Raw genomic sequence first — 22,444 nt, 5'->3', positions numbered from 1 at the left:
GTCAAAGCAACGGCAGCGTTTGCCGGATATGGTCGGCGAAGGCTGCCGTCAGGTGCGACGGCCGCTTCCGGTCGAACCGCAGCGTAATGCCCACGGCGGGCAACGGCGGCAAGCGCGGATCGCCGTTGACGATCGCGAGGTCGGCCGGCACGGCCGTCTGCGTCATCACCGCGAACGCCTGCCCCGAGCGCACCAGCGCGATCAGCCCGGCGAGGCTGCTGCTCGCATACGCGACGCGGTAGTCGCGGCCGACGCGGTTCAACGCGTCGCACGCCGCGAGGTGATCGAGCGTGTCGCGATCGGACAGCGCGAGCGGCAGCGGATCGAAATGCGCGGGTGCGAGCCCCGGATAGCCGATCCAGACCAGCGGCTCGCGGCGAATGACGTCGTCGGTCGCGCCGTCGTCCGGCACGGAAATCATCGCCAGATCGACCGCGCGCTTCTCCAGCTGTTCGACGAGTCGCGGCGTCGGCCCACAGACGACTTCGACGATCGCCTGCGGATGCTGGCTCGAAAACTGCCGCAGCAGCGACGGCAGCCACACTTGCGCGTAATCGTCCGGGCACCCGAACCGGATCGTCCCCGACAGCCCCGTGCCGCACAGGTCGGCCATCGCCTCGTCGTGCAGCCGCAGGATGCGCTGCGCATGCACGAGCAGCCGCTCGCCCGGCTGCGTCAGCACCACGCCACGGCCGGTGCGCTGGAACAGCGGCTGGTCGACCACTTCCTCGAGCCGCTTCATCTGCTGGCTGAGCGCGGATTGCGTGCGGCCGACGCGCGCGGCCGCGCGGCTCAGCGCGCGCACCTCGGCGATCACGACGAACGAGCGCAGCAGGTCGATTTCGAGCGAAAGCGCCAAGGTATTAGCCCCTTTTCTAGCTTGCATTAGAACTATTCGATTCCATCAAACCAGACGCGCGCCTAGACTGCAAGCGATCCCTGCCCTTTTGCCCGGAGCCGCCCGATGTCCCTGAACGACGACGCAACCTTCTGGCGCAACGCCAGGCAGCACCTGGTCCGCTACGGCGGCACGTTCGAGCCGATGATCGTCGAGCGCGCGAAGGGCAGCTTCGTCTACGATGCCGACGGCCGCGCGATCCTCGATTTCACGTCGGGCCAGATGAGCGCGGTGCTCGGCCACAGCCATCCGGAGATCGTGTCCGTGATCGGCGAATACGCGGGCAAGCTCGACCACCTGTTCAGCGGGATGCTGTCACGGCCGGTCGTCGAGCTCGCGACGCGCCTGGCCGACCTCACGCCCGCCGGGCTCGACCGCGCGCTGCTGCTCAGCACCGGCGCGGAATCGAACGAGGCGGCGATCCGGATGGCGAAGCTCGTCACCGGCAAGTACGAGATCGTCGGCTTCGCGCAGTCGTGGCACGGGATGACGGGCGCCGCCGCGTCGGCCACGTACAGCGCCGGCCGCAAGGGCGTCGGCCCCGCGGCGGTCGGTTCGTTCGCGATTCCGGCCCCGTTCACGTACCGGCCGCGCTTCGAGCGCAACGGCGCGTACGACCCGCTCGCCGAGCTCGACTACGCGTTCGACCTGATCGACCGCCAGTCGAGCGGCAATCTTGCCGCGTTCATCGCGGAGCCGATCCTCAGTTCGGGCGGGATCATCGAGTTGCCGAACGGCTATATGGCCGCGCTCAAGCGCAAGTGCGAGGAACGCGGCATGCTGCTGATCCTCGACGAGGCGCAGACGGGCGTCGGCCGCACCGGCACGATGTTCGCGTGCCAGCGCGACGGCGTGACGCCCGACATCCTGACGCTGTCGAAGACGCTCGGCGCCGGGCTGCCGCTCGCGGCAATGGTCACGTCCGCGGCCATCGAGGAACGCGCGCACGAGCTCGGCTACCTGTTCTATACGACCCACGTGTCCGACCCGCTGCCGGCGGCGGTCGGCCTGCGCGTGCTCGACGTCGTGCAGCGCGACGGCCTCGTCGCGCGCGCCAACACGATGGGCGAGCGGCTGCGGCGCGGCCTGCTCGACCTGATGGAGCGCTTCGACTGCATCGGCGACGTGCGCGGACGCGGGCTGCTGCTCGGCGTCGAGATCGTCAAGGATCGCCGCACCAAGGAGCCGGCGGACGGGCTCGGCGCGAAGATCACGCGCGAGTGCATGAAGCTCGGGCTCAGCATGAACATCGTGCAGTTGCCCGGCATGGGCGGCGTGTTCCGGATCGCGCCGCCGCTGACCGTCAGCGACGAAGAGATCGACCTCGGCCTGTCGCTGCTGGAGCAGGCGATCGAGCGCGCGCTGTAACGTAACGCCGTTCTCTCCGTCACGCGGTCCGTCGCGCCGGCTCAACCGGCCGGCGCGACGGATTGACGCTCGATCAACCCGCTTCCGCCGCCCACGCCTGCGCATCGGCGCCGGCCGGCATGCGCATCGGGCTGGACGGATCGGTCGCCGCGCGCCACACGGCTTCGGCGACGTCCTGCGCGTGGGTGATCGGCCCCGACGCATCGAGCATCCGCGCGACGGCCTTGCCGACGAAATCCGCATACGCCTCGTGCTCGAAGCCGTGCATGTTGGCTCGTGCGTTGTCGGAGAAACGCGTGTCGGGCGCGCGGCCCGGCAGCACGAGATGCGCGCGCACGCCGAACGGCTCGAGCTCGGCCGCCATCGATTCGGTATAGGCATTGACTGCCGCCTTGCTCGCGCGATACGCGCTGACCAGCGGCAGCGCTTTCAGCGTGACGCTCGACGTGACGTTCACGACCACGCCGGCCCCGCGCGCGCGAAACTGCGGCAGCACGACCTGCGTCACCGCGATCGTGCCGATCGTATTGGTGTCGAACAGCGCGCGCACCGTGTCGAGCGGCAGGAGTTCGGCCGGTGCGGCCGCGCCGACGCCCGCGTTGTTGACGAGCACGTCGATCGGGCCGGCGGCGTCGATCGCGGCGCGAATGCTGTCCGCGTTCGTCACGTCCAGCGGCAGCACGCGCAAGCGCTCCGACGGCGGCAGCACGTCGTCGTTCGGCTTGCGCATCGTCGCGACGACCTGCCAGTCGCGCGCCAGGAAATGGCGCGCGATTTCGAGGCCGAAGCCGGAGGAACAGCCGGTAATCAGTACGGTCTTCATGCGAACTCCTCGGGTGTGTTGAGCATGTGTCCGTACGATAGATGGCCGGAACCGTATTCGCTACAATCGACAATCCGCTTTTCTTTTGCGAGAGTCCGACCATGATCGACCCACTGACCGAAGTCGTGACGCTGCTGCAACCGGGCGCGCGGTACTCGAAGTACGTCCGTGGCGCGAGCCCGTGGGCGATCAGCCGCACGGTCGCCGGCGAGCCGTTCTATTGCGCGGTCCTCGACGGCGGGTGCCGGATCGCGATCGACGGGCACGCGCCGATCGAGCTGCTGGCCGGCGATTTCATGCTGATTCCGGCGGCCTACGGCGTGGCGATGTCGAGCCTCGAACCGCCGCCGCCGGGCGTCGACACCGCGCCGCCCGTCATGCTCGACCACGGCGAATACCGGATCGGCGATCCGGCCAATCCGGTCGACACGCGGATGATGGCCGGCAACTGCAGCTTCGGTTCGCCCGACGCGGCGCTGCTGGTGTCGTTGCTGCCCCGCTTCGTGCACGTACGCGGCGAGCCGCGGCTGACCACGCTCGTGCAACTGGTGCGCGACGAATCGCGCGCGCAGCGGCCGGCCCGCGAGATCGTGCTGGCGCGCCTGCTGGAAGTGCTGCTGATCGAGGCGATGCGCTTCACGACCGGCACGCATGCATCGCCCGGCCTCGTGCGCGGGCTCGCCGACAGCCGCCTCGCGGCCGCGCTGCGCCGGATGCACGAGCGCCCCGCCCATCCGTGGACGATCGTCGAACTCGCGAAGGAAGCCGCGCTGTCGCGCTCGACGTTCTTCGAACGCTTCAGCCGCGCGGTCGGCGTCGCGCCGATGGAGTACCTGCTGACATGGCGCATGGCGCTCGCGAAGGATCTGCTCCGCCGCAACGAAGGGCGCATCGCGGAGATCGCGGCGCGCGTCGGCTACAGCTCGGCGAGCACCTTCAGCGTCGCGTTCGCGCGGCACGTCGGCCGGCCGCCCGCGCAATATGCGCGCGACGAACAAGCGATGGTGAGCGAATCATGACCCGCACCCGTCCTCCCTGTTCCGCCACCCGCCACCCCGTTTCGTCGCGCCACGACGACGGTCGAGGCCCCCGATGACGACCGACGCCAAGGCCGTGGGCACGACCGACCACTGGCTCGTCGCGCGCCGCGACGCGGAAACCGGCATCGAGAGCCTGCACGCGCATTTCAACGGCCATGCGTACGATGCGCACGATCACGACGACATGCTGGTCGGCTTCACCGAACAGGGCGTGCAGCGCTTTCAGTGCCACCGCTCGCTGCATACCAGCGTGCCGGGCCGCGCGATCCTGATCGAGCCGGGCGCGATGCACGACGGCCACGCGCCTGAGGCGGGAGGCTTCACGTACGGGATGCTGTACCTGCCGCAAGCGTGGGTCGAGCGCGCCGCGCGCCGGCTCGACCTGCCGGGCCTCGGCAGCGTCGAAGCCACGTTCGGCCATACGCTCGTCGACGATCGCGGCCTCGTCGACGCGATCCGGAACGCGTTCTTCGCGATCCACGACAACGAAGGCCGGCTCGCGCGCGACCAGACGCTCGACCGCCTGCTGATACGGCTCGGCAGTCAACTGGGCGGCCCGCTCGCACTGGAAAGCGGCGTCGTGCCGCCCGCGATCGCGCGCGTACGCGACCTGCTGCACGCACACATGGACGGCAACCTCGGCCTCGACGAACTCGCGAGCGTCGCCGGCATCGACCGGTTCCGGCTGACGCGGATGTTCCAGCGTGCGTTCGGCACGTCGCCGCACGCATACCTCGTGCGCTTGCGGCTGCGCGCCGCGCGCAAGCTGCTGGCTGCCGGCCGCACGCCCGCACAGGCGGCCGCCGACGTCGGCTTCGCGGACCAGAGCCACCTCGGCCGCTGGTTTCGCCGCGCGTACCGGATCACGCCGGCCGCGTACCGGCAACTCTGCACAAACGTTCCAGACTGATCGCGCACGACGTCCGATCATGGGCGCTCCAACGAGGAGCAAGCATGTTCGATACCAAAGTAGCGCTGATCGTGCGCGACGATCTCGCCGCGTGGCAAAAACTCAACGTGGTCGCGTTTCTCGCGACGGGCGTCGCGGCCGGTGCGCCGGACGCACTGGGCGAGCCTTACGAGGATGCGGCCGGGCGCCGCTATAGCCGGATGCGGGGCCAGCCGATGCTGGTGTTCGCGGCCGATCTGAACGGATTGCAGGCCGCGCACCGGCAGGCGCTGTCGCGCGAACTGACGATCGTGCCCTACGTGCGCGCGATGTTTTCGACCGGGCACGATGCGGCCAACCGCGCGGCGTTTCGCGCCGAGGATGCGGACAATCCCGATCTGGTCGGCCTGGCATTGCACGGGCCGAAGAAGGCCGTCGACAAGGCGGTGAAAGGGCTGGCGTTGCATGCGTGACCGCCGGCGTGCCCGGTTCGCCGTCGCCGGTCAGCGATGCGCGAGCACGTTGACGAGCTTGCCGAACGGGTCGCGCACGTAAAACCGCCGCACGCCCCACGGCTCGTCGGCCGGCCCGTATTCGACGGAAATGCCGGCCGCCCGGACCCGCGCGAGCGCTTCATCGACATCGTCGACCTCGATCGACAGATCGGGCGTCGGCGTGCCCGATCCGCCGTGCGACGCAAAGCTGATCTGCACGTCCATCTGCTCGGCGTTGCCGTAGGTCGCGATCCAGCCGTGGTCCATCAGCAGGTCGAGACCGAAGATCCGTTGATAGAAGCGCTTTGCATCGTCGATCGAGCGCGTGTCGACGTTGGCGACGATCCGTTTGACTTTCATCGGGTTCCTTCACGAGTCGGGCAGTCTCGCGAAGCTACACCGGAATCGCGCGCGCAACCAGTGCGTCAGCGGCCGGCCGTCTCCAGGTCCGCGCAGCGCGGCCGCGCGGGCCGCGCACCGGGCTTGCCGGCCAGCCAGACGCCGACCGCGACCACGACGATGCCGACGTAGGTCGTCACCGCGATCCGGTCGCCGAACATCCACGCGGCCCACAGCAGCGTCACCGGCGGTTCGAGATAGACGAGCGTCGCCACGCGCGTCGCCGGCATGCGCTTGAGCAGCGCCCACAGCGACAGGTAAGCGATGAAGGTCGAGAACACCGTCAGCCACACGACCGACACCCACACGTTCGGCTGCGTCGGCACGTGCAGGTCGCCGGTGACGATCCCGCACGCCGCGAACAGCACGAGGCTCACGCCACCCTGCACGAACAGCGGCAGGAACAGCCCGTCCTCGTTGCTGCGCGCGGCCGTCAGCGCGCGGCGGCGCTGATAGATCGTCGCGATCGACAGCCCGAACGCGGACACCAGCGGCAGCAGGTACATGACGATCCCGACCGACCCGGCCGGCAGCGCATATTGGCCGCCGATCACGATGCCCACGCCGACGAACCCGACGACGAGCCCGGCCCACTGGCGCGCCCCGCTGCGCTCGCTGCCGCCGAACGACGTCATCGCCGCCGTGATGAGCGGCTGCAACGCCGCGACGATCGCGGCGATGCCCGGCGGCAGGCCGTGCTGGATCGCGACGTACACGCAGGCCAGATAGAGGAATTGCGACAGGAAACCGATCACCGCGTGATAGCAGATTTTCTCGAGCGTCAGGCGCCCGAGCTGCCGATTGAGGACGATCGCGAGGCACAGCGTGACGAGCAGGAACCGCCAGAACAGCAGGTTGAACGCACCGGCCGTCTCCGCGCCGAGCTTGGCGCCGATGAATCCGGAACTCCACGACAGGACGAAAACGAGTTGAAGCAGGAAGAGCTGCATGGCGCGACGGTTCTCAGAAAGTGGCCGAAGCCAGGCGCTGGTCGCCCAGATCGTCCGGCCGGATCGGTTCGAGCCCCAGGCGGCGGTACTGCAGCTCGGCGTCGTCCCTGAGGGCACGCCGCAGCGCCAGCCAGTTCACGGCGGTGCGCGCAATGCCGTCGTCCGACGCGAGATGCCAGAACCCGTTGTCGTCCTCGCGTGTGTAGGGGCAATGAAACGACAGCACCAGCGACATGCGACGCCCGGCCTCGACCGGTTCGACGCCATGAAAGAGCTTGCTGCCGTAGATCAGCAGCGCATCGCCCGCGTGGTCCAGGTTCGCGGTCCTCACGTGCCGGCGCTCGGGATCGTGGCGATCGAACGTCTCCGCCCTCGATTCGTAGAACAGAAAGTTGCCGCCGGCGTAATCGGCGCGATCCGACAGCACGATGTTCAGCACGAAGCTGGTGCCGTCGGTGTGCCACATGCCGAGTTGCGCCTTGCCGTCGCGCTGATCCGTCGGATAGTAGTAGTTGAACTGCGAGCGCGCGTTGGCCATCGGATACGGGATCAACGGCACACCGGCGAGGCGCGACACCCGCAGCAGGAACGCGCGATCGTGCATCATGTCGTCGATGAAGCGCGAGCGGTTCGTCACCGCACGCACGCGCTTCGAGATGATCCAGTTGCTGCTCGACGCGCTGCGTTCCAGCGCGCGGCCGATCTCGCGCAGCGCGTCGACCGCTTCGTCGGAAAACAACCGGCGCAGGTGACACACCGCATTCAGCGCATCCGAGCGCGTGCCGCGCATCGGCACGTCGCGATAACCGAGATCGTCGAGGTTGCGGCGGTAGCGCACCTCGTAGCCGTCGCGCAGGCACGCGCCGCTCCAGCGCATCGGTTCCGTCGATGCGTCGAGCGTGCCGCCGACGTTCGCGCCGACGGACAGCGACGTCCGCAGCGCCAGCGTCACCCGGCCGAACCCGCGCGCAAATACCGGCAATGCATGTCCCTTGTTCATCGCGTGCCTCGCTGTCGACGTTTCGCCATTCAGCCCTTGTACTGCGCAATCTGGTACACGACGCTGCCGTCCCCGCTATGCAATTCGTCGATCACGCGGCAATTGCCGTGGCTCAGGCGGACGTGGCGGAATTGCTCCGGCGTGTATTTCAGGCAGACATTGGTGATCAGATGCCCGTCGGCCCCCGCTTTCGACACCGGCTGCAGCGTGACCGCCACATGGAACTGGTCGCCGAGCAGATTGAGCCGCACGATCGAGACATGGTGCTTGCCGAGCGGCTCGAAGCCCTGCTGCCGGCTGACGATTTCGGAGAACCGCACCATGTTCTCGTTCTGGTAGAAGTCGTAGATGGGCTCTTCGCGCCCTTCCACGAGCAACTGCATCTCCGACACGACGTAAGTCGACTTGCCGCCGAGATTGCGAATCAGCCGGCCGATCGTCACCGGCAACTCGTTGCCTTCCTGGAACCCGAGCATCGTGATGAACGTCACGTCCTGGCCCAGGTCGATATGGTTCCACTGCACGTTCCGGTAATCGTCGGCGATGTAGTTGAAACAGCCGGGCGTTTTCAGGAACGGCATGATCGCGTGCCGCATCGCGTCTTCCGACGACTCGTTGATGTCGACGGCCGTGTAACGCAGATGATCCGGCCCGCCGCCGCTGACCGCTTTCATCAGCTCGGTCGTCTTGACCGGCTCGGGCCCCAGCTCGATGTAATGGACATGGCGGCCGCGCGACAACGTCGCGAGCCGCTCGCTCAATGCGCCGATCGCTTCGCGCAACGAACCCTTGCCGTCGCGATCCGCGCACAGCGCCGGGCTTCGCACGCCCAGTTCGTTCAGGTTGCGCATCAGCGCAAAGACTTCGCGCCCCGCTTCCCGTCGCCGCGCGTCATCGCCAGTGCGATGCAACGTCGAATATTTTTCGTGATTCTCGACCGTCCATACCGACTCCGCCTTCAGCTTCCTGTCCCGCACCAATGCATCTACGACAAAATCATTGATCGACATGAATCGTTCCCCGGATGCGTGCAACGCCCGACCGGCTGCCTGCCGTTGTCTGCCTGTTGACCCGAGAATAGGGATGCCCAATAATTCCGTCAATCGACATTACCTGAATCACTGATTCTGAAAAACAAAATCATGCCGCGTACCCTGGACGTCGACCTGCTGCGTACCTTCCACGCCGTCGCGAAGCTCGGCCGCTTCAAGGATGCGGCCGTTCATGTGAACCGCAGCCCGTCGTCCGTCACCGCGCAGATTCAGAAGCTGGAAGAGATGGTCGCGCAGCGGCTGTTTACGCGAAACAACCAGGCGGTCGAACTCACGCAGTTCGGCCACAAGCTGCTGAGCGACACCACCGAGTTTCTGTTGAGCCACGACCGGCTCGTCGAATCGCTGTCGCCGCAGATGCTGACCGGCAAGCTGCGGCTCGGCATCCCCGATTCCTACGCGGCGCATTTCATGGCGGAGTTCCTGCCGCGCTTCGCCGCCGACCGGCCGCTGCTCGAACTGACGGTCGAAGCGCGCTCCAGCGAAGAGTTGCAGCAGCTGTTCGCGCGCGGCCAGCTCGACATCACGATCGCCGTGGTGCCGAAAGCGCTGCCGCACGCCGAGCTGCTCAGCAAGACCCATCCGGTGTGGGTCGCCGCGCGCACCTTCAAGTTCAATCCCGATGCACCGCTGCCGATCGCGGTGCAACTGCAGGGCTGCCCATACCGCGATACCGCGCTGAATGCGCTGAAGAAGGCGAAGATCGCGCACCGGATGCTGCTCGAAAGCGCCAGTTCGCCGGCGGTCGAAGCGTGTATTGCGAACGGGCTCGCGGTCGGCCTGATCGAGCACGATCGCGTGTCGGGCAACCTGACGAGCCATGTCGCCGGCATCGTGCTGCCCGATCTGCCGCCGCACCTGATCACGGTGCTGACGGACGACAGCAATCGCGCCGCGCTGCATCTGCGCGACGTATTGAAAAGTACGTTCAGGATCGGATAGGGAAGACAAGGCCGGGAAACCGGCCTTGCAAGCAGAAACGAACCGCCGGAAAAACTGCCGCCGGCCCGTTGCAGGCCGGCGGCTTCCCGTCGATCAACCGCCGAGATACGCCTGCTTGATGCGGTCGTTCGCGAGCAGGTTCGCGCCCGTGTCGGCCAGCACCACGCGCCCCGTTTCGAGCACGTAGCCGCGATCGGCCACGCCGAGCGCCTTGTTCGCGTTCTGCTCGACGAGGAACACCGTGACGCCTTCGTCGCGGATCGTGCGGATGATGTCGAAGATCTGCGCGATCACGAGCGGCGCGAGGCCGAGCGTCGGTTCGTCGAGCAGCAGCAAACGCGGCTTGCTCATCAGCGCACGGCCGATCGCCAGCATCTGCTGCTCGCCGCCCGACATCGTGCCGGCCCGCTGCGTCGCGCGCTCCTTCAAGCGCGGAAACAGCTTGAACACGTGCTCGATGCCGTCGTCGATCTCGTGACGGCTCGCGAAGAAGCCGCCCATCTTCAGGTTCTCGAGCACCGTCAGGCTCGGGAACACGCGCCGCCCTTCCGGCGAGATCGCCATTCCCTGCCGCATGATCTGGTGCGTCGACATCGCGGTGATGTCGTTGCCCTCGAACAGCACGCGGCCCGACGACGCGCGCGGCGTGCCGCACACGGTCATCATCAGCGTCGTCTTGCCGGCGCCGTTGCTGCCGATCAGCGTGACGATCTCGCCCTTGTTCACCTCGATCGACACGCCCGCGAGCGCTTCGACCGCGCCGTAGTGCGTATGGACCTGTTCCAGCTTCAGCATCACTCTTCCCCCAGATACGCCTTGATCACGCGCGGGTCGTTGCGGACCGCTTCCGGCGTGCCGATCACGATCGGCCGGCCGTGCTCCATCACGAGGATGCGGTCGGACACGCCCATCACGAGGCTCATGTCGTGTTCGATCAGCAGCACCGATACGCCGAATTCACGGCGCAGCTTGTCGATCAGGTGCTGCAGCTCGATCTTTTCCTGCGGGTTGAGGCCGGCCGCCGGCTCGTCGAGCATCAAGAGGCGCGGCTCGGTGATCATGCAGCGCGCAATCTCCAGACGCCGCTGGTGCCCGTACGACAGCGTGCCGGCCGGCCGGTTGGCGACCGCCGTCAGCCCCATCCGGTCGAGCCACACGGCCGCGCGCTCGAGCGCTTCCTTCTCGGCGTGACGGTACGCGGGCGTCGCGAACAGGCCGTGCAGCAGCCCCGCCTTCACCTTGCGATGCTGCGCGACGAGCAGGTTCTCGACCACGGTCAGCGACTTGAACAGGCGAATGTTCTGGAACGTCCGCACCAGGCCCTTCAACGCGATCTTGTGGCTCGGCAGCCCGGCGATCGCATGGCCGTCGAGCACCACGTCGCCGCCGGTCGGCTTGTAGAAGCCGCCGACGCAGTTGAACACCGTGGTCTTGCCCGCGCCGTTCGGCCCGATGATCGCGAACACCTCGTCGCGGCGCACGTCGAAATCGATGCCGTCCACCGCGAGCAACCCGCCGAAGCGCATCTGCAGCCCGGCCACCTTCAACAGTTCTGCATTCGCGCTCATTGCGGCAGCTCCACGTGGGGACGGCTCGCGGGCAGCAGGCCCTGCGGACGCCACATCATCATCAACACCATCACCAGACCGAAGATCAGCATCCGGTATTCGGCGAACCCGCGCGCGACCTCCGGCAGCACGGTCAGCAGGATCGCCGCGAGAATCACGCCGAGCTGCGAGCCCATCCCGCCGAGCACGACGATCGCGAGGATCAGCGCCGATTCGATGAAGGTGAACGATTCAGGATTCACGAGGCCCTGACGCGCCGCGAAGAACGCGCCGCCGATGCCCGCGAACGCCGCGCCGAGCGTGAACGCCGACAGCTTGATGCGCGTCGGGTTCAGGCCGAGCGAACGGCATGCGATCTCGTCGTCGCGCAGCGCTTCCCATGCGCGCCCCATCGGCATGCGGATCAGGCGACTCGTCACGAACAGCGTGAAGCCCACCAGCAGCAGCGCGATCAGGTACAGGAAGATCACCATGTGCTCGCCGCTGTATTCCAGCCCGATCAGTTCATGGAAGGTCTTCGCGCCTTCGACGCTCGCCGAGCGCGCCATCTCGAAGCCGAACACCGTCGGCTTCGGAATGCTCGAGATGCCGTCCGGGCCGCCGGTGAGGCTCGTCAGGTTGTTCGCGAGCAGGCGGATGATTTCGCCGAAGCCGAGCGTGACGATCGCCAGATAGTCGCCGCGCAGGCGCAGCACCGGGAAGCCGAGCAGGAAGCCGAACGTCGCCGCGGCGATCGCCGCGATCGGCAAGCACTCCCAGAACGACAACCCGAAATACTGGTTCAGCATCGCGTACGTATAGCCGCCGACCGCGTAGAACCCGACGTAGCCGAGATCCAGCAGCCCCGCGAAACCGACCACGATGTTCAGCCCGAGGCCGAGGATCACGTAGATCAGCGCGAGCGTCGCGACGTCCACCGCGCCGCGCGAGCCGAAGAACGGCCATACGAGGCCAACGGCGAGCAGCACCCAGATGATCACGCGCTGTTGCTGCGCGCCCATCGTCGGCGCCGCCGGCAGCTTCACGGCCGCTTTCGCGCGCATCAGCCACGGCTTGAACAACTGGAACAGGAACACGGCCGCGACCGCGATCCACACCGGGCGCCAATGCGGCGTCAGCACGACCTGGTAACCATCGAGCTTCAGTTGCAGCCCGAGCACCGGAATCGTGAGGATCGCCGTCAGGATCGCGGCGGCCACGGCGTTCTTCAGCGCCTGGCCGAACGACGCGTCGGCGGCCGGGCGGCGAACGGAAATGACTTGACTCATCTGCGTCTCCCTCAAACCTTTTCGATGTCCGACTTGCCGAGCAGGCCGGTCGGGCGGAAGAGCAGGATCAGCACGAGCAGGCCGAACGCGACCACGTCCTTGTACTCGGCCGGCATGTAGCCCGCGGCGAAGGTTTCGGCCAGGCCCAGCAGCACGCCGCCGAGCATCGCGCCCGGAATGCTGCCGATCCCGCCGAGCACCGCGGCGGTGAACGCCTTGATGCCCGCGACGAAGCCGATATACGGATTCAGCTTGCCGATCGTCAGCCCGATCAGCACGCCGCCGACGGCCGCCAGCATCGCGCCGAGCACGAACGTGAACGAGATCACGCGGTTCGTGTCGATGCCGAGCAGGTTCGCCATCTTCATGTCCTCGGCGCACGCGCGGCACGCACGGCCCATCCGCGAATGCGAGATGAACAGCGTGAGCGCGATCATCAGCACGAGCGTCACGCAGACGATCAACAGGCGCGCATACGGAATCGTCACGTCGTAGTCGCCGCCGAGATGGATTTCGAACGCGCCGGAGATCAGCACGGGCACCGACACGTCGCGCGCGCCCTGGCCGATCTGCACGTAGTTCTGCAGGAAGATCGACATGCCGATCGCGGAGATCAGCGGCACGAGGCGCGGGCCGCCGCGCAGCGGCCGATACGCGACGCGCTCGACCGCGAAGCCGTACAGGCCGGTGACGATCACCGACACGATCAGCGCGGCGCCGAGCACGAGCGGCAGCGGATAGCCGGCGGAGATGCCGATGGCCGTCAGGGTCACGAGGCCCACGTACGCGCCGATCATGTAGATCTCGCCGTGGGCGAAGTTGATCATGCCGATGATGCCGTAGACCATCGAATAGCCGATGGCGATCAACGCATAGATCGCACCCAGCGTCAGGCCGTTGACCAGCTGCTGGGCGAATTGAGGAAAGAAGTCAGTCATGTGCGGGAAGCTCCCGTTGGCATTGGGTCGCATGCCGTCGCCGGATCACGGCGGTCGGCCGCGCGCAACGCACGGTGTCGTCTCGGGCCGCCCTCCTTGGCCGCGCACGGGGAATGCGCGGCCAATACGCACCCGCCCCGTCCGGGTTTCGGACAGGGCGGGCGCACGGGCGGGTACTCCGTCTTACTTGGCGGCGGTCTTCGTCGCGTCCTTGTGCCACGTGTACACGACGAACTTGAACGCCTTCAGGTCGCCCTGTGCGTCATACGCGACCTTGCCGATCGGCGTGTCGAACGTCGTCTTGTGCATGTACGCGGCGACCTTCGTCGGGTCGGTCGTCTTCGCTCCCGCGATCGAGTCGGCGATGATCTTCACCGCGGCGTACGCCGGCATCTGGAACGGGCCGTTCGGGTCGCGCTTCTTGTCCGCGAACGCCTTCACGAGCGCCGCGTTGGCCGGATCGGCCGAGAAGTCGGCCGGCAGCGTGACCAGCATGCCTTCCGAAGCCGGGCCGGCGATCGCCGTCACGTCCTTGTTGCCCACGCCTTCAGGCCCCATGAAGGTCGCCTTCACGCCCTGCTCGCGCGCCTGGCGCATCAGCAGGCCCATTTCCGGGTGGTAGCCGCCGAAGTAGACGAAATCGACGCCTTGCGACTTCAGCTTCGTGATGATCGCCGAGTAGTCCGAATCGCCGGCATTGATGCCTTCGAACAGCACGACCGGGATCTTCGCCGCTTCGAGGTCCTTCTTCACCGACGACGCGATGCCCTGGCCGTACGACTGCTTGTCGTGCAGGACCGCGACCTTCTTCGGCTTCACGTTGTTGATGATGTAGTGCGCGGCGGCCGGGCCTTGCTGGTCGTCACGGCCGATCGTGCGGAAGATGAAGTGGCGCTTCTTGCCTTCCGTCAGCTGCGGCGCGGTGGCCGACGGCGTGACCATCACGATGCCTTCGTTCTCGTAGATGTCCGACGCGGGAATCGTCGAGCCCGAGCACACGTGGCCGATCACGTACTTGATCTTCTGGCTGACGATCTTGTTGGCGACGGCGACGGCCTGCTTCGGTTCGCACGCGTCGTCCATCATCACGACTTCAAACTTGTTGCCGCCCGCACCGCCGGCCGCGTTGATCTGTTCGATCGCGGTCAGCGCGCCGGCCTTCACCATGTCGCCGTACTGGGCGACCGAGCCGCTCATCGGACCAGCGATGGCGATCTTCACGGTTTCCGCTTGCGCGGCGGCGGCGCCGGCGGCGAACAGCACGGCGGCGACGGAAATGGACGTAAGACGGGACAGCGTCATCTGGGAGCTCCTCGATGTTGTTTAGTCATACGGGCAAAGGCGGCATGACTTGCGCAATCGAACAGCACCCGGGGCGAGGACATGGGACACGCCCGAGACACATAGAAGACGGAACTCCAGCGGAATGTTGCGTAGCGGGGCCCGGCTCTTGCAGTCCCCGAAGGGGACGTCTGGTTCGGAAAGACATCGTGATGCGTCTTGCATTGCGCAAGCGTTTCGCCTGCCCCGCTTGCCAACTGCTCGTTCGGAGGGATGGTCCGACAGCCGTTGGCAAGGCAACCGAAATTATATGGGCGTTTTTTAATCGTCTGTCAAAAATGCCTGTCGACCGAGGGAAAACACGTAGGCTTTTGAGATAGGTGGGTGGCGATCGGGGCGCAACCCCGGGGAGGCGAGAACGTTTGCTTCGAGTGCAATCGGGTTGCTATTTTGGCAAGAAGGCGGCGCGGGTTCCTTGCTGGGCTTGGCGTTCGGCGATGGAGACTCCCCGGTGATGCGTTTTTTAGGTTGCCAAGGGCCCTGGTCGCTGGAAATCAATCGACTGATGATTGTGTGAGCACGCACCATGACGGGGCGCTCGGTGAAGCGGCAATCCTTACTGTTTATCTACGAAGCTAAACAATTTGAAAGCTTTTTGATATTTCCGTGAAATAATACGAACTCGCTTCTGCAATCCAGCCAGCCTCCCTGCAAGTCGCCTTCGCCGCGCCTCGCAGTCGCTTCAGGGCCGCTTCGACGCCCCCTCGTCGCTCAGCCGCCAGCCAGTGATCTGCCGTTTTTGTTCAATGCACATCACCTGCTTCGGATCGCCCATGAATTGCCCCATCCGCCTCTCTTCCGCCGCCGCGATCGCGTGCGCGCTTTCTGTTTCTGCCGCCCATGCCTCGGGACGCGATACGCTGACCGATCGGTCGGCCGGTGCGAACGTGTTTCGCTCGGAGCGGCGTGCGGCTGCTCGGGATGACGGGCATGCGGCGCGGATGAGCCGCCGACGGGTGCAGTTCGCTGCGCCTGCCGAACGTAGCCCGTTCGATACGCCGGATACGCGGCCGTTGCGGGTGACGAGCGACGCGCTGGTGGCGCCGCTGCCCGCTTCTTCCGGGCGTGAACCCGATTTCGTCTTGCCGCCGAACCGCGTCGCGCTCGGCGCGGGCGGGAGCGATAGCCTGGGTCGCGCAGTGCCCGGGTATGAGCAGCGCGAGCAGAACTGGAATGAATACCTGCGCGCGAACGGCTCGCGGCCTGCTGGAAGTGGCGGTTCGTATGCACCGCAGCGGCCGTACGATGCGCCGCGCGGTCCGCATGGGGCGCCGAATCCGTTCGATCCGTCGGTGCCGCAGCCCGAGACGCGGACGTTTTATGACAATGGATCGGGGACGAAGTGCACGGCTACCGGTGGTGCGGGGACGTCGCGGTCGTCTTGCGATATTGCTTGGTGAGGTGGGGTTTTGGGGTAGCTGCCGCTTAGGGCTGTCTACCCTGTCCGGCGCGCTGCGCGACGTTGCGCAGCGCGGTCGCCTCTGTCGGCGTTGCGCTTGCAGCTGCGGGATGATCACGCTCGCCAGACTCAATCTCGATCCGCGCGATGAGTAGCTCTAGATAACTCTATCCCACGAGCCGTTTTCCGCCCTCTCCGGTTCCACGAATACCCAAATCGAATGACACCGAGTGCAGCGATAATACGTTGCAGCGCCTGCCGCCCCCTGCCCCTCGGAATCAAAAGGCGGCGGAACAATTTCCGCGAGAACTCCATTGGTAACGGCAACGTCGCGACGTTGCGAATACTGCTGATACTCTTGGCGCGATACGAATTGCTCGGGCGAACCAATCCCGAGACAGTAGTCGCATGCAGGAAGCAACTGCGCGATCACCCCATTGCCCTGCGCTTCGCTCCCTCGCTTCAACTTCTGCAATTGACCTCGCGGAATTTGTGCCTCGACACGCGCGCTTTCGTTGCCTAACCACACGCGCAGTTGCCGCAAATCAATGTCCCGATCACGATAACGCCGAAGCATGCTCTCAATATCTTGATCCACGGCTATCACACTCATTTATCAACCAGAGCACTCCAGTCGCCACGTCACGATTCGATTGCGCCAAAGAACCGATGATCATGGCGACTGCCGTGCGTCCGTCGAACAGTTCGATCAATAAACCATATCGGTCAAATCCGGTCGGCGATCCAGTTCGCGCCACCCGCTTCGCGCACAGCCCAAACGTCCCCGCAGATTTATTGCCCGCAAGGCAGGCACTGGCTCAGCCACGCGCGTTGCTTGCGCAGCTGTGTCGGGACACTGACTAGCACCGCGTCGTCCGCAACGTGGGCAAGATAGCCGTTGACCGCCTTGAGACCATCAAAATCGACACCCGAAAAATAAAAATCCGCACTTCAAAAAGACATCGGCCTGATGAAAATATTCTTCGAGATCGCGACACGAACAGGGCCAACTCGCTATCACGCCAAACGTGTATAGGCTTTGACTACCAAATAGACGTTTTCAGAAAACTTATTGAATACTCTTCCTAACATCACGCGTAAGCGTCGCCGTAATCCTTCGCTTTCCAAAAAATATCAGCCCCCGAACTTTTATATAGCTCATCAAGCAACTCAGAAAAACTTAACGCTATTATTGGACAACTCCCAACTACACCATGAACTTCGAAATTACTATCGTAACATCTTCCATTCCTTTCCTTGGAGGTATCAATGGATATGTAGTCACCGTTGTCTGTTTTACAGATTGCATACCACGAAAAAGAAATATCGTCCTCACACGGATCACCCACAATGATCATATTGGTTTGCAACACATCACCGGCAGGTAATATCTTGAAAGAAATATTATCTTTCCCGGGTCTGAACAAAATCACACCACCGCAAAGATTGTAGAATTCGACCATATCATTCGGATATGCCATGTCGGCATGTGGCAGCTGCGGTAGCTTTCCGCTCGCCGGCAACACTTGGCATCTACCATCGGATCTTATGATCTCGACAATTTCCTTAATCGACCTCATATGTCCCTCTAAAATTTCACCGGATCAAACTCACCCGTGTACAAATACTGATTCAACGCCCTGTAGTACGCATCCCTGCTCGCCTGCGGAACTTTTGCAGCATCAAACATTTGCTCGGACAGCGCCTGCATTTCTCGATTGCTTACGGCTTCCCAATCAACTTTTCCACCAACTGGGCGCCCGGTTTTCATAGTCAACCAATCTCGGTACGCAGCCTTTGTCGCAGCATGCGACTCAGCGGACAAAGCAATTGTTGGCGATTTAATCGGATATTTCCCACCGTAATCTGGAACATTCTTGGCCATCCATACATCGAGTACTCCATGGTGGTTTTCTAAAGGCGAATTGCTTGGTCGATATGGAACAACATCGTACTCTTTAACGTCCTCGCAGCCGCTCAATCCCAGCGGATCAACCCACGCGTCTGGCGCGTGCACATAGCCTTGCGTTCTAAATCCACCTTCAAGGCCAATCGGATCGCAACTAAGATACTGCCCTGAATCTGGATCGTAGTATCGATTCAGGTTGTAGCACAGTCCCGTCTCGTCGTCGGCCCATTGACCGGGAAAACGCAACGTCGTATCGATTGAAATTGCCGCGCCCTGCGCATCGTTCGCTGCTCGTCTGGCCGGCAGCGGTTTCCCCCACAGCGAGTACGCCCCCTTCCACACAGTCGTGCCATGTTCGTCGAACGCCGCCTTTGGCAAACCGACCTGGTCCGTCAGAATTGAAAAGATACCGCTGTCGGTCTCCTGCGCGAGCGGCGAGAAACTGCCCGGCTCGATATGCCAGGTCACGACTTGGCCCGTCGTACCATCCCGCTGCTCGATCCAGCGCTCGGCAAGCATCGGACCGTCCCACAGGAACCTCACCGTTTCACGGCCGCCGACTTGCTGCTTCTCGATCCGGCGATTGAAAGCGTCATAGCGATACGCCCAAACACCGCGCTCGGGCGTAACGACCTTCACGAGCCGATTGAGGCCATCCCACGTGTATTGCCACGTTTTCGGCCTGAACCCCGGCTGTTCGACCGTCTTCTCGATCGTGCGGCCACGTGCATCGTATTGATAGCGTGCGTAGCCAACCTGTTCCGGCAGACCTCCGCGGCGATAGTGGTGGGCATCCACAGGTGCCCGTTGCCCGTGCGCGGCAATGTTCATCACAGCGTCATAGCGGAAGTGCTCGCTTGGCTGCAGCAGACTTTCTGCGGAGATGATCTGGCCGCGCTCATCGCGCTGGTAGGTGAGCGTATCCGCGCCGGTGTCCACTCGCTCCAGTTGTCCGGCTGCGTCGTAGTGATAGACCTGCCGCGTCAATTGCTCGAGCGCCCGGGCCGGATCGGCTTGCAACGCATCGAAGGCTACGGCAGGCCCTGCAATCTGCCGGCGTATACGGCCGAGCGCATCGTACTGTTGCTGCGCGACAAAATCTCCCGCCTGCCGCCCGATCTCGCGCCCTAAGCCATCGCGCCGGATCGTCAGCCCGGCGACCTGCGTGAGCGCACCCAATGCATCATAGGCATAGGCCGTCTCCCGCCGAGGCGTCAGCCGAAGGCTCCGCTGGCCGTCCGCGTCGTAGACGTGCCTCAACAGTTCGCCATGCTGATCTTCTCCGATCAAGCGGCCATTCCTGTCGTAGGCAAAGCGCGTCACGTGAACGTGCTCGCCCTGGACCTCCGCCGACGCCAGTCGTCCGCTCGCATCGTAGCGGTAAGCAAGCTTCACGTCGCCGGCATCGATCTCGACGAGCCGGTCGGATGCATCGTACGTATAGCGCCACTGGCCACCGTCGGGCAGTGTCTTCGCCAGCAGGCGGCCGACGGCATCGCGCTCATATCGAGTCGCGCGGCCGCCCCAGTCGATCTCGGCCGCGAGACGCCCGGCCGCGTCGTAGCGGTACGTGTAAGTCTCTCCCAGAGCATTGATGACCTTCGTCAGCCGGGTGGCATGGTCGTACTCGAAACGCGTTGCATGACCGGCCGCGTCGATCGACGCCGTAAGCAAATCGAACGGGCCATAGGTTCGCCGGATCGTACGTCCGAGCGGATCGATCCACTCGACGGGCAGGCTCTCGCTGTTATATCGCGCCCTCGACACCGAGCCATCGGGGCGCGTGATCGCGCTCAGCAGACCGCGCGGATTTGCCGGGCCGTCAGCATAGTCGTAACGCGTCACGTGCCCATCGGGCGACGTCTCCTCCAGCAGCCGACCCAGTACGTCTATCCTGCGCCTGAAGCGCGCACCTGTCGGCAACTCGATGTCGGTCAGCCGCAACCGGTCATCGTAGTCCAGGCGCGTCTCGCGATCACCCTGAACCACCCGCAGCAGTTCGCCTCGGGGGCCGTAGCGATAGGCAGTTCTGTTGCCGTCCGGCTCGGTGCGAGCAATCAATCGATACAGATGGTCATACTCGAGCCTGATCCGGCCGCCGTTCGGCAAACGCGTGCCGGTAAGGCGCTGCTCGTCGTCATAGTCGAACTCGACCATCCTCCCCGAGCTTTCGACGACCGAAGTCAGTTGACCACGCTCGTCGTATCGATAGTCCGTCCGTCGACCCAGCGGATCGATCCGGGCCATCAAGCGACCAAGCTCCCATTCGGAGCGAGTGCAATGGCCGAGCGGATCGGTTTCGGCCGTTACGAGACCTTCATCGTTATAGTCATAGGTCCATTCTCCGTCGACATCGATCACCCGTGTGCGACCGGCCTCGTAGATGAACCGACCTGTGTGATAACCCTGCTGCGTGCCGGTCTCGACGACACGACCAGCGGTGTCGTACCGATATCGAACGTCGGTCTGGTCCGTATCCCGCCACTGGGTCATCCAGCCGTGTTCGTCATACGCGTAGTAGAACTGGCCAAACTGGAAGCTCGCCACGTGGGTAAGCATGCTGTTCTGGTAGTCGTAGTCCACGAGTGTCCGGGAACCGCCGTCCGCATCGTGAAGAACGATCCGTTCCAGCCGTCGGTCGCGCCCGTGACAAACAATCTCGAGCCGATAGCCGTCGCTATGGGCCATACCACTCAAACGGCCGGCAATATCGTACGAGAGAACGATTGCGTTACCGTCGAGGTCCTCGATCCGTTCGAGGCGAGACGAACGCCCATCGACGAGCGGCGCGAAAATACGTAGTTGCCGCGTATCGCGATCGAAGATGCGCGGTTCGAGCCGGCTTCCGACCAGCCGATAGCGCGGCTCGCGCAGGTTGATGCCGTTGAGCGCCATATCCGGCGCGTCAAAGCCGATCACCAGGCCGGCGCCGTCGTGGAATCTCACGAAGCGGCCGCCATCGAACGTCAGTTGTTGCGACCAGTTGTCCGACCAGCGGTGACCGAGCAATCCATGGTCGTCCGATCGAGTCCGATAGCGTCGCTTGAACTCGAGAGGCAGGATGCCGGGAATGACGAGATCCGTACGGATCTCGAGCATTTCGCCGGACACCGGATCAACCGGGTCCTTGCACGTCGGCCGGTTCTCGTCCTTGATGCCCTTCTGTTCCGCGGATCGGGTGGGCTCAGGCTTGAATTTTTCGCGCAACCCCCGCAGCCCCTTGCCGGCAAATTTTCCGACTCCGCCTCCTACGATCCCGCCGAGCAAACCCGCCAGGAATTCCTGAGTCGCGGACAACTCCGGGTTCTTCGGACCGTAGTGTCCAGTCGTCTTGTCGATCCAGATGCTGTTGCGCCCCGAATTGACCTTGCCGCTACAGTGCGTTTCGTGGCCGATCCGCACCAGCGGCAGACCGTTGACGAACACGGTCTTGCTGCCGTCGACGAGTGCCTGCGGCACGCCGGAATGGTGATCGCATTTCACCAGGTCCGTGACACGCGCCACCTTCTTGCCTTCGAAGTACACGTTGCTCGAACCGGTGACGATCTCGCCACAGTTGCTGCCCATGCTCTGGCTCGCCGACGCGAGCGCACTCCCCAGCGTCAGGCCGCCCGCCATGCACGCGCCGACGATCAGCGCGCCGGCGAGTCCACCGGTTGCCACGGTCGCCGCCACTGCCACGCCAATCGCGACTCCCACGGCAATGCCGGCGAGAATCCCCATAAAACCCGACGAGTGCGCGATCCGATCGCCAATGCAGGCGGGGTGCGGATCGCCGCGACCGATCGTGAGGCCGAGCGCGTCGCCAACCTGCGTGAATTCCTTCGATAGCCAGCCGGTCACGCCAACCTTGTCGAGCGCCCACGCACCGCCGACCGCAATCGCCAGCGGAAGCATGACGGTGCCCGCCGCAATCGCGCCCGCGCCCAGTGCCGCCCCGCCGGTCGCCCCACCCGCGAGCGCCGTACCGGCGGCACCCAGCCCGGCGGCCGTCCCCTCGACGGCGGTCAGGCCCGCATCGGCGCCGAGCATCCCGTAGTTGAGGTGCTCGTAAAACGGCTGCTCGGCCGCTTTCGCGGCTTCACCGTCCTCCAGCCCGGCGATCTGATCGAGACGCTCCTGGGCGCTGCCGCTCGGCTCGTTGTAGTTCGGCGTGTCCGACATTG

At 64.7% G+C, this 22,444-nt stretch carries 20 protein-coding genes; 6 read left to right on the top strand and 14 right to left on the bottom strand.

Going from position 1 to position 22,444, the window contains the following annotated elements; translation table 11 throughout:
- Nucleotide 1: 1 nt before the first annotated feature.
- Nucleotides 2–886, bottom strand: coding sequence for a LysR family transcriptional regulator (locus AP428_RS17220; protein WP_011547166.1), 885 nt, complete (start codon nucleotides 884–886; stop codon nucleotides 2–4).
- Between the two features lie 78 nt (nucleotides 887–964).
- Between AP428_RS17220 and AP428_RS17215 the strand changes: the two genes are divergently transcribed.
- A complete protein-coding gene (locus AP428_RS17215; protein ID WP_011547165.1) occupies nucleotides 965–2,266 on the top strand; it encodes an aspartate aminotransferase family protein in 1,302 nt (433 codons plus the stop codon).
- Nucleotides 2,267–2,339: 73 nt separating this feature from the next.
- On the opposite strand, the gene AP428_RS17210 is transcribed toward AP428_RS17215, so the two are convergent.
- Nucleotides 2,340–3,089, bottom strand: a complete 750-nt coding sequence (locus AP428_RS17210) for an SDR family oxidoreductase (RefSeq protein WP_011547164.1) — start codon at nucleotides 3,087–3,089, stop codon at nucleotides 2,340–2,342.
- Between the two features lie 41 nt (nucleotides 3,090–3,130).
- Between AP428_RS17210 and AP428_RS17205 the strand changes: the two genes are divergently transcribed.
- From AP428_RS17205 to AP428_RS17195, 3 genes are all read left to right on the top strand, one after another.
- Nucleotides 3,131–4,108, top strand: a complete 978-nt coding sequence (locus AP428_RS17205; RefSeq protein WP_011547163.1) for an AraC family transcriptional regulator — start codon at nucleotides 3,131–3,133, stop codon at nucleotides 4,106–4,108.
- Between the two features lie 73 nt (nucleotides 4,109–4,181).
- On the top strand, nucleotides 4,182–5,039 hold the full coding sequence (locus tag AP428_RS17200) for an AraC family transcriptional regulator (protein WP_011547162.1): 858 nt from the start codon (nucleotides 4,182–4,184) through the stop codon (nucleotides 5,037–5,039).
- Nucleotides 5,040–5,083: 44 nt separating this feature from the next.
- Complete coding sequence (locus AP428_RS17195) at nucleotides 5,084–5,491, top strand: DUF2000 domain-containing protein (RefSeq protein WP_011547161.1); 408 nt, start codon at nucleotides 5,084–5,086, stop codon at nucleotides 5,489–5,491.
- 30 nt (nucleotides 5,492–5,521) lie between these two features.
- On the opposite strand, the gene AP428_RS17190 is transcribed toward AP428_RS17195, so the two are convergent.
- The 4 genes from AP428_RS17190 to AP428_RS17175 form a co-directional block, all read right to left on the bottom strand.
- The gene (locus tag AP428_RS17190) at nucleotides 5,522–5,872 is read right to left on the bottom strand and encodes a VOC family protein (protein WP_011547160.1); all 351 of its coding nucleotides are present in this window, start codon (nucleotides 5,870–5,872) and stop codon (nucleotides 5,522–5,524) included.
- A 65-nt stretch (nucleotides 5,873–5,937) separates the two neighbouring features.
- Complete coding sequence (locus tag AP428_RS17185) at nucleotides 5,938–6,861, bottom strand: DMT family transporter (protein ID WP_011547159.1); 924 nt, start codon at nucleotides 6,859–6,861, stop codon at nucleotides 5,938–5,940.
- Nucleotides 6,862–6,874: 13 nt separating this feature from the next.
- A complete protein-coding gene (locus AP428_RS17180; protein WP_011547158.1) occupies nucleotides 6,875–7,861 on the bottom strand; it encodes a 2OG-Fe(II) oxygenase family protein in 987 nt (328 codons plus the stop codon).
- 29 nt (nucleotides 7,862–7,890) lie between these two features.
- Nucleotides 7,891–8,871, bottom strand: coding sequence for a hypothetical protein (locus AP428_RS17175; RefSeq protein WP_011547157.1), 981 nt, complete (start codon nucleotides 8,869–8,871; stop codon nucleotides 7,891–7,893).
- A 132-nt stretch (nucleotides 8,872–9,003) separates the two neighbouring features.
- Between AP428_RS17175 and AP428_RS17170 the strand changes: the two genes are divergently transcribed.
- Complete coding sequence (locus tag AP428_RS17170; RefSeq protein WP_011547156.1) at nucleotides 9,004–9,855, top strand: LysR substrate-binding domain-containing protein; 852 nt, start codon at nucleotides 9,004–9,006, stop codon at nucleotides 9,853–9,855.
- Between the two features lie 93 nt (nucleotides 9,856–9,948).
- Here the strand turns inward: AP428_RS17170 and AP428_RS17165 are convergent, their stop codons facing one another.
- From AP428_RS17165 to AP428_RS17145, 5 genes are all read right to left on the bottom strand, one after another.
- The gene (locus AP428_RS17165; RefSeq protein WP_011694813.1) at nucleotides 9,949–10,650 is read right to left on the bottom strand and encodes an ABC transporter ATP-binding protein; all 702 of its coding nucleotides are present in this window, start codon (nucleotides 10,648–10,650) and stop codon (nucleotides 9,949–9,951) included.
- Nucleotides 10,650–11,423: a high-affinity branched-chain amino acid ABC transporter ATP-binding protein LivG gene (gene livG / locus AP428_RS17160; RefSeq protein WP_006480715.1), complete on the bottom strand. Its 774-nt coding sequence runs from the start codon at nucleotides 11,421–11,423 to the stop codon at nucleotides 10,650–10,652. Before livG ends, AP428_RS17165 begins: the two co-directional genes overlap by 1 nt.
- A complete protein-coding gene (locus AP428_RS17155; RefSeq protein WP_006480714.1) occupies nucleotides 11,420–12,691 on the bottom strand; it encodes a high-affinity branched-chain amino acid ABC transporter permease LivM in 1,272 nt (423 codons plus the stop codon). Before AP428_RS17155 ends, livG begins: the two co-directional genes overlap by 4 nt.
- A gap of 11 nt (nucleotides 12,692–12,702) precedes the next feature.
- Nucleotides 12,703–13,629 (bottom strand): high-affinity branched-chain amino acid ABC transporter permease LivH, encoded by a 927-nt coding sequence (gene livH, locus AP428_RS17150; protein ID WP_012339584.1) that lies wholly within the window; start codon nucleotides 13,627–13,629, stop codon nucleotides 12,703–12,705.
- A gap of 183 nt (nucleotides 13,630–13,812) precedes the next feature.
- Nucleotides 13,813–14,931 carry a branched-chain amino acid ABC transporter substrate-binding protein gene (locus AP428_RS17145; RefSeq protein ID WP_006480712.1) on the bottom strand — a complete coding sequence of 373 codons (1,119 nt, stop codon included), beginning with the start codon at nucleotides 14,929–14,931 and terminating at the stop codon, nucleotides 13,813–13,815.
- Nucleotides 14,932–15,716: 785 nt separating this feature from the next.
- Between AP428_RS17145 and AP428_RS35365 the strand changes: the two genes are divergently transcribed.
- A complete protein-coding gene (locus AP428_RS35365) occupies nucleotides 15,717–16,370 on the top strand; it encodes a hypothetical protein (protein ID WP_011547153.1) in 654 nt (217 codons plus the stop codon).
- 156 nt (nucleotides 16,371–16,526) lie between these two features.
- Here AP428_RS35365 and AP428_RS35360 read toward each other — a convergent pair whose 3' ends face one another.
- From AP428_RS35360 to AP428_RS17135, 3 genes are all read right to left on the bottom strand, one after another.
- Nucleotides 16,527–16,967, bottom strand: a complete 441-nt coding sequence (locus AP428_RS35360; protein WP_226292312.1) for a hypothetical protein — start codon at nucleotides 16,965–16,967, stop codon at nucleotides 16,527–16,529.
- A 493-nt stretch (nucleotides 16,968–17,460) separates the two neighbouring features.
- Nucleotides 17,461–17,850 carry an SMI1/KNR4 family protein gene (locus tag AP428_RS35355; protein WP_226292313.1) on the bottom strand — a complete coding sequence of 130 codons (390 nt, stop codon included), beginning with the start codon at nucleotides 17,848–17,850 and terminating at the stop codon, nucleotides 17,461–17,463.
- A gap of 107 nt (nucleotides 17,851–17,957) precedes the next feature.
- Nucleotides 17,958–22,442: a DUF6531 domain-containing protein gene (locus AP428_RS17135; protein WP_011547150.1), complete on the bottom strand. Its 4,485-nt coding sequence runs from the start codon at nucleotides 22,440–22,442 to the stop codon at nucleotides 17,958–17,960.
- Nucleotides 22,443–22,444: the final 2 nt, after the last annotated feature.

Source organism: Burkholderia sp. E168m22 (genome assembly GCF_001319805.1).
Taxonomy (GTDB): Bacteria; Pseudomonadota; Gammaproteobacteria; order Burkholderiales; family Burkholderiaceae; genus Burkholderia; species Burkholderia orbicola.
This window is presented reverse-complemented; position numbering and strand designations above follow the sequence as displayed.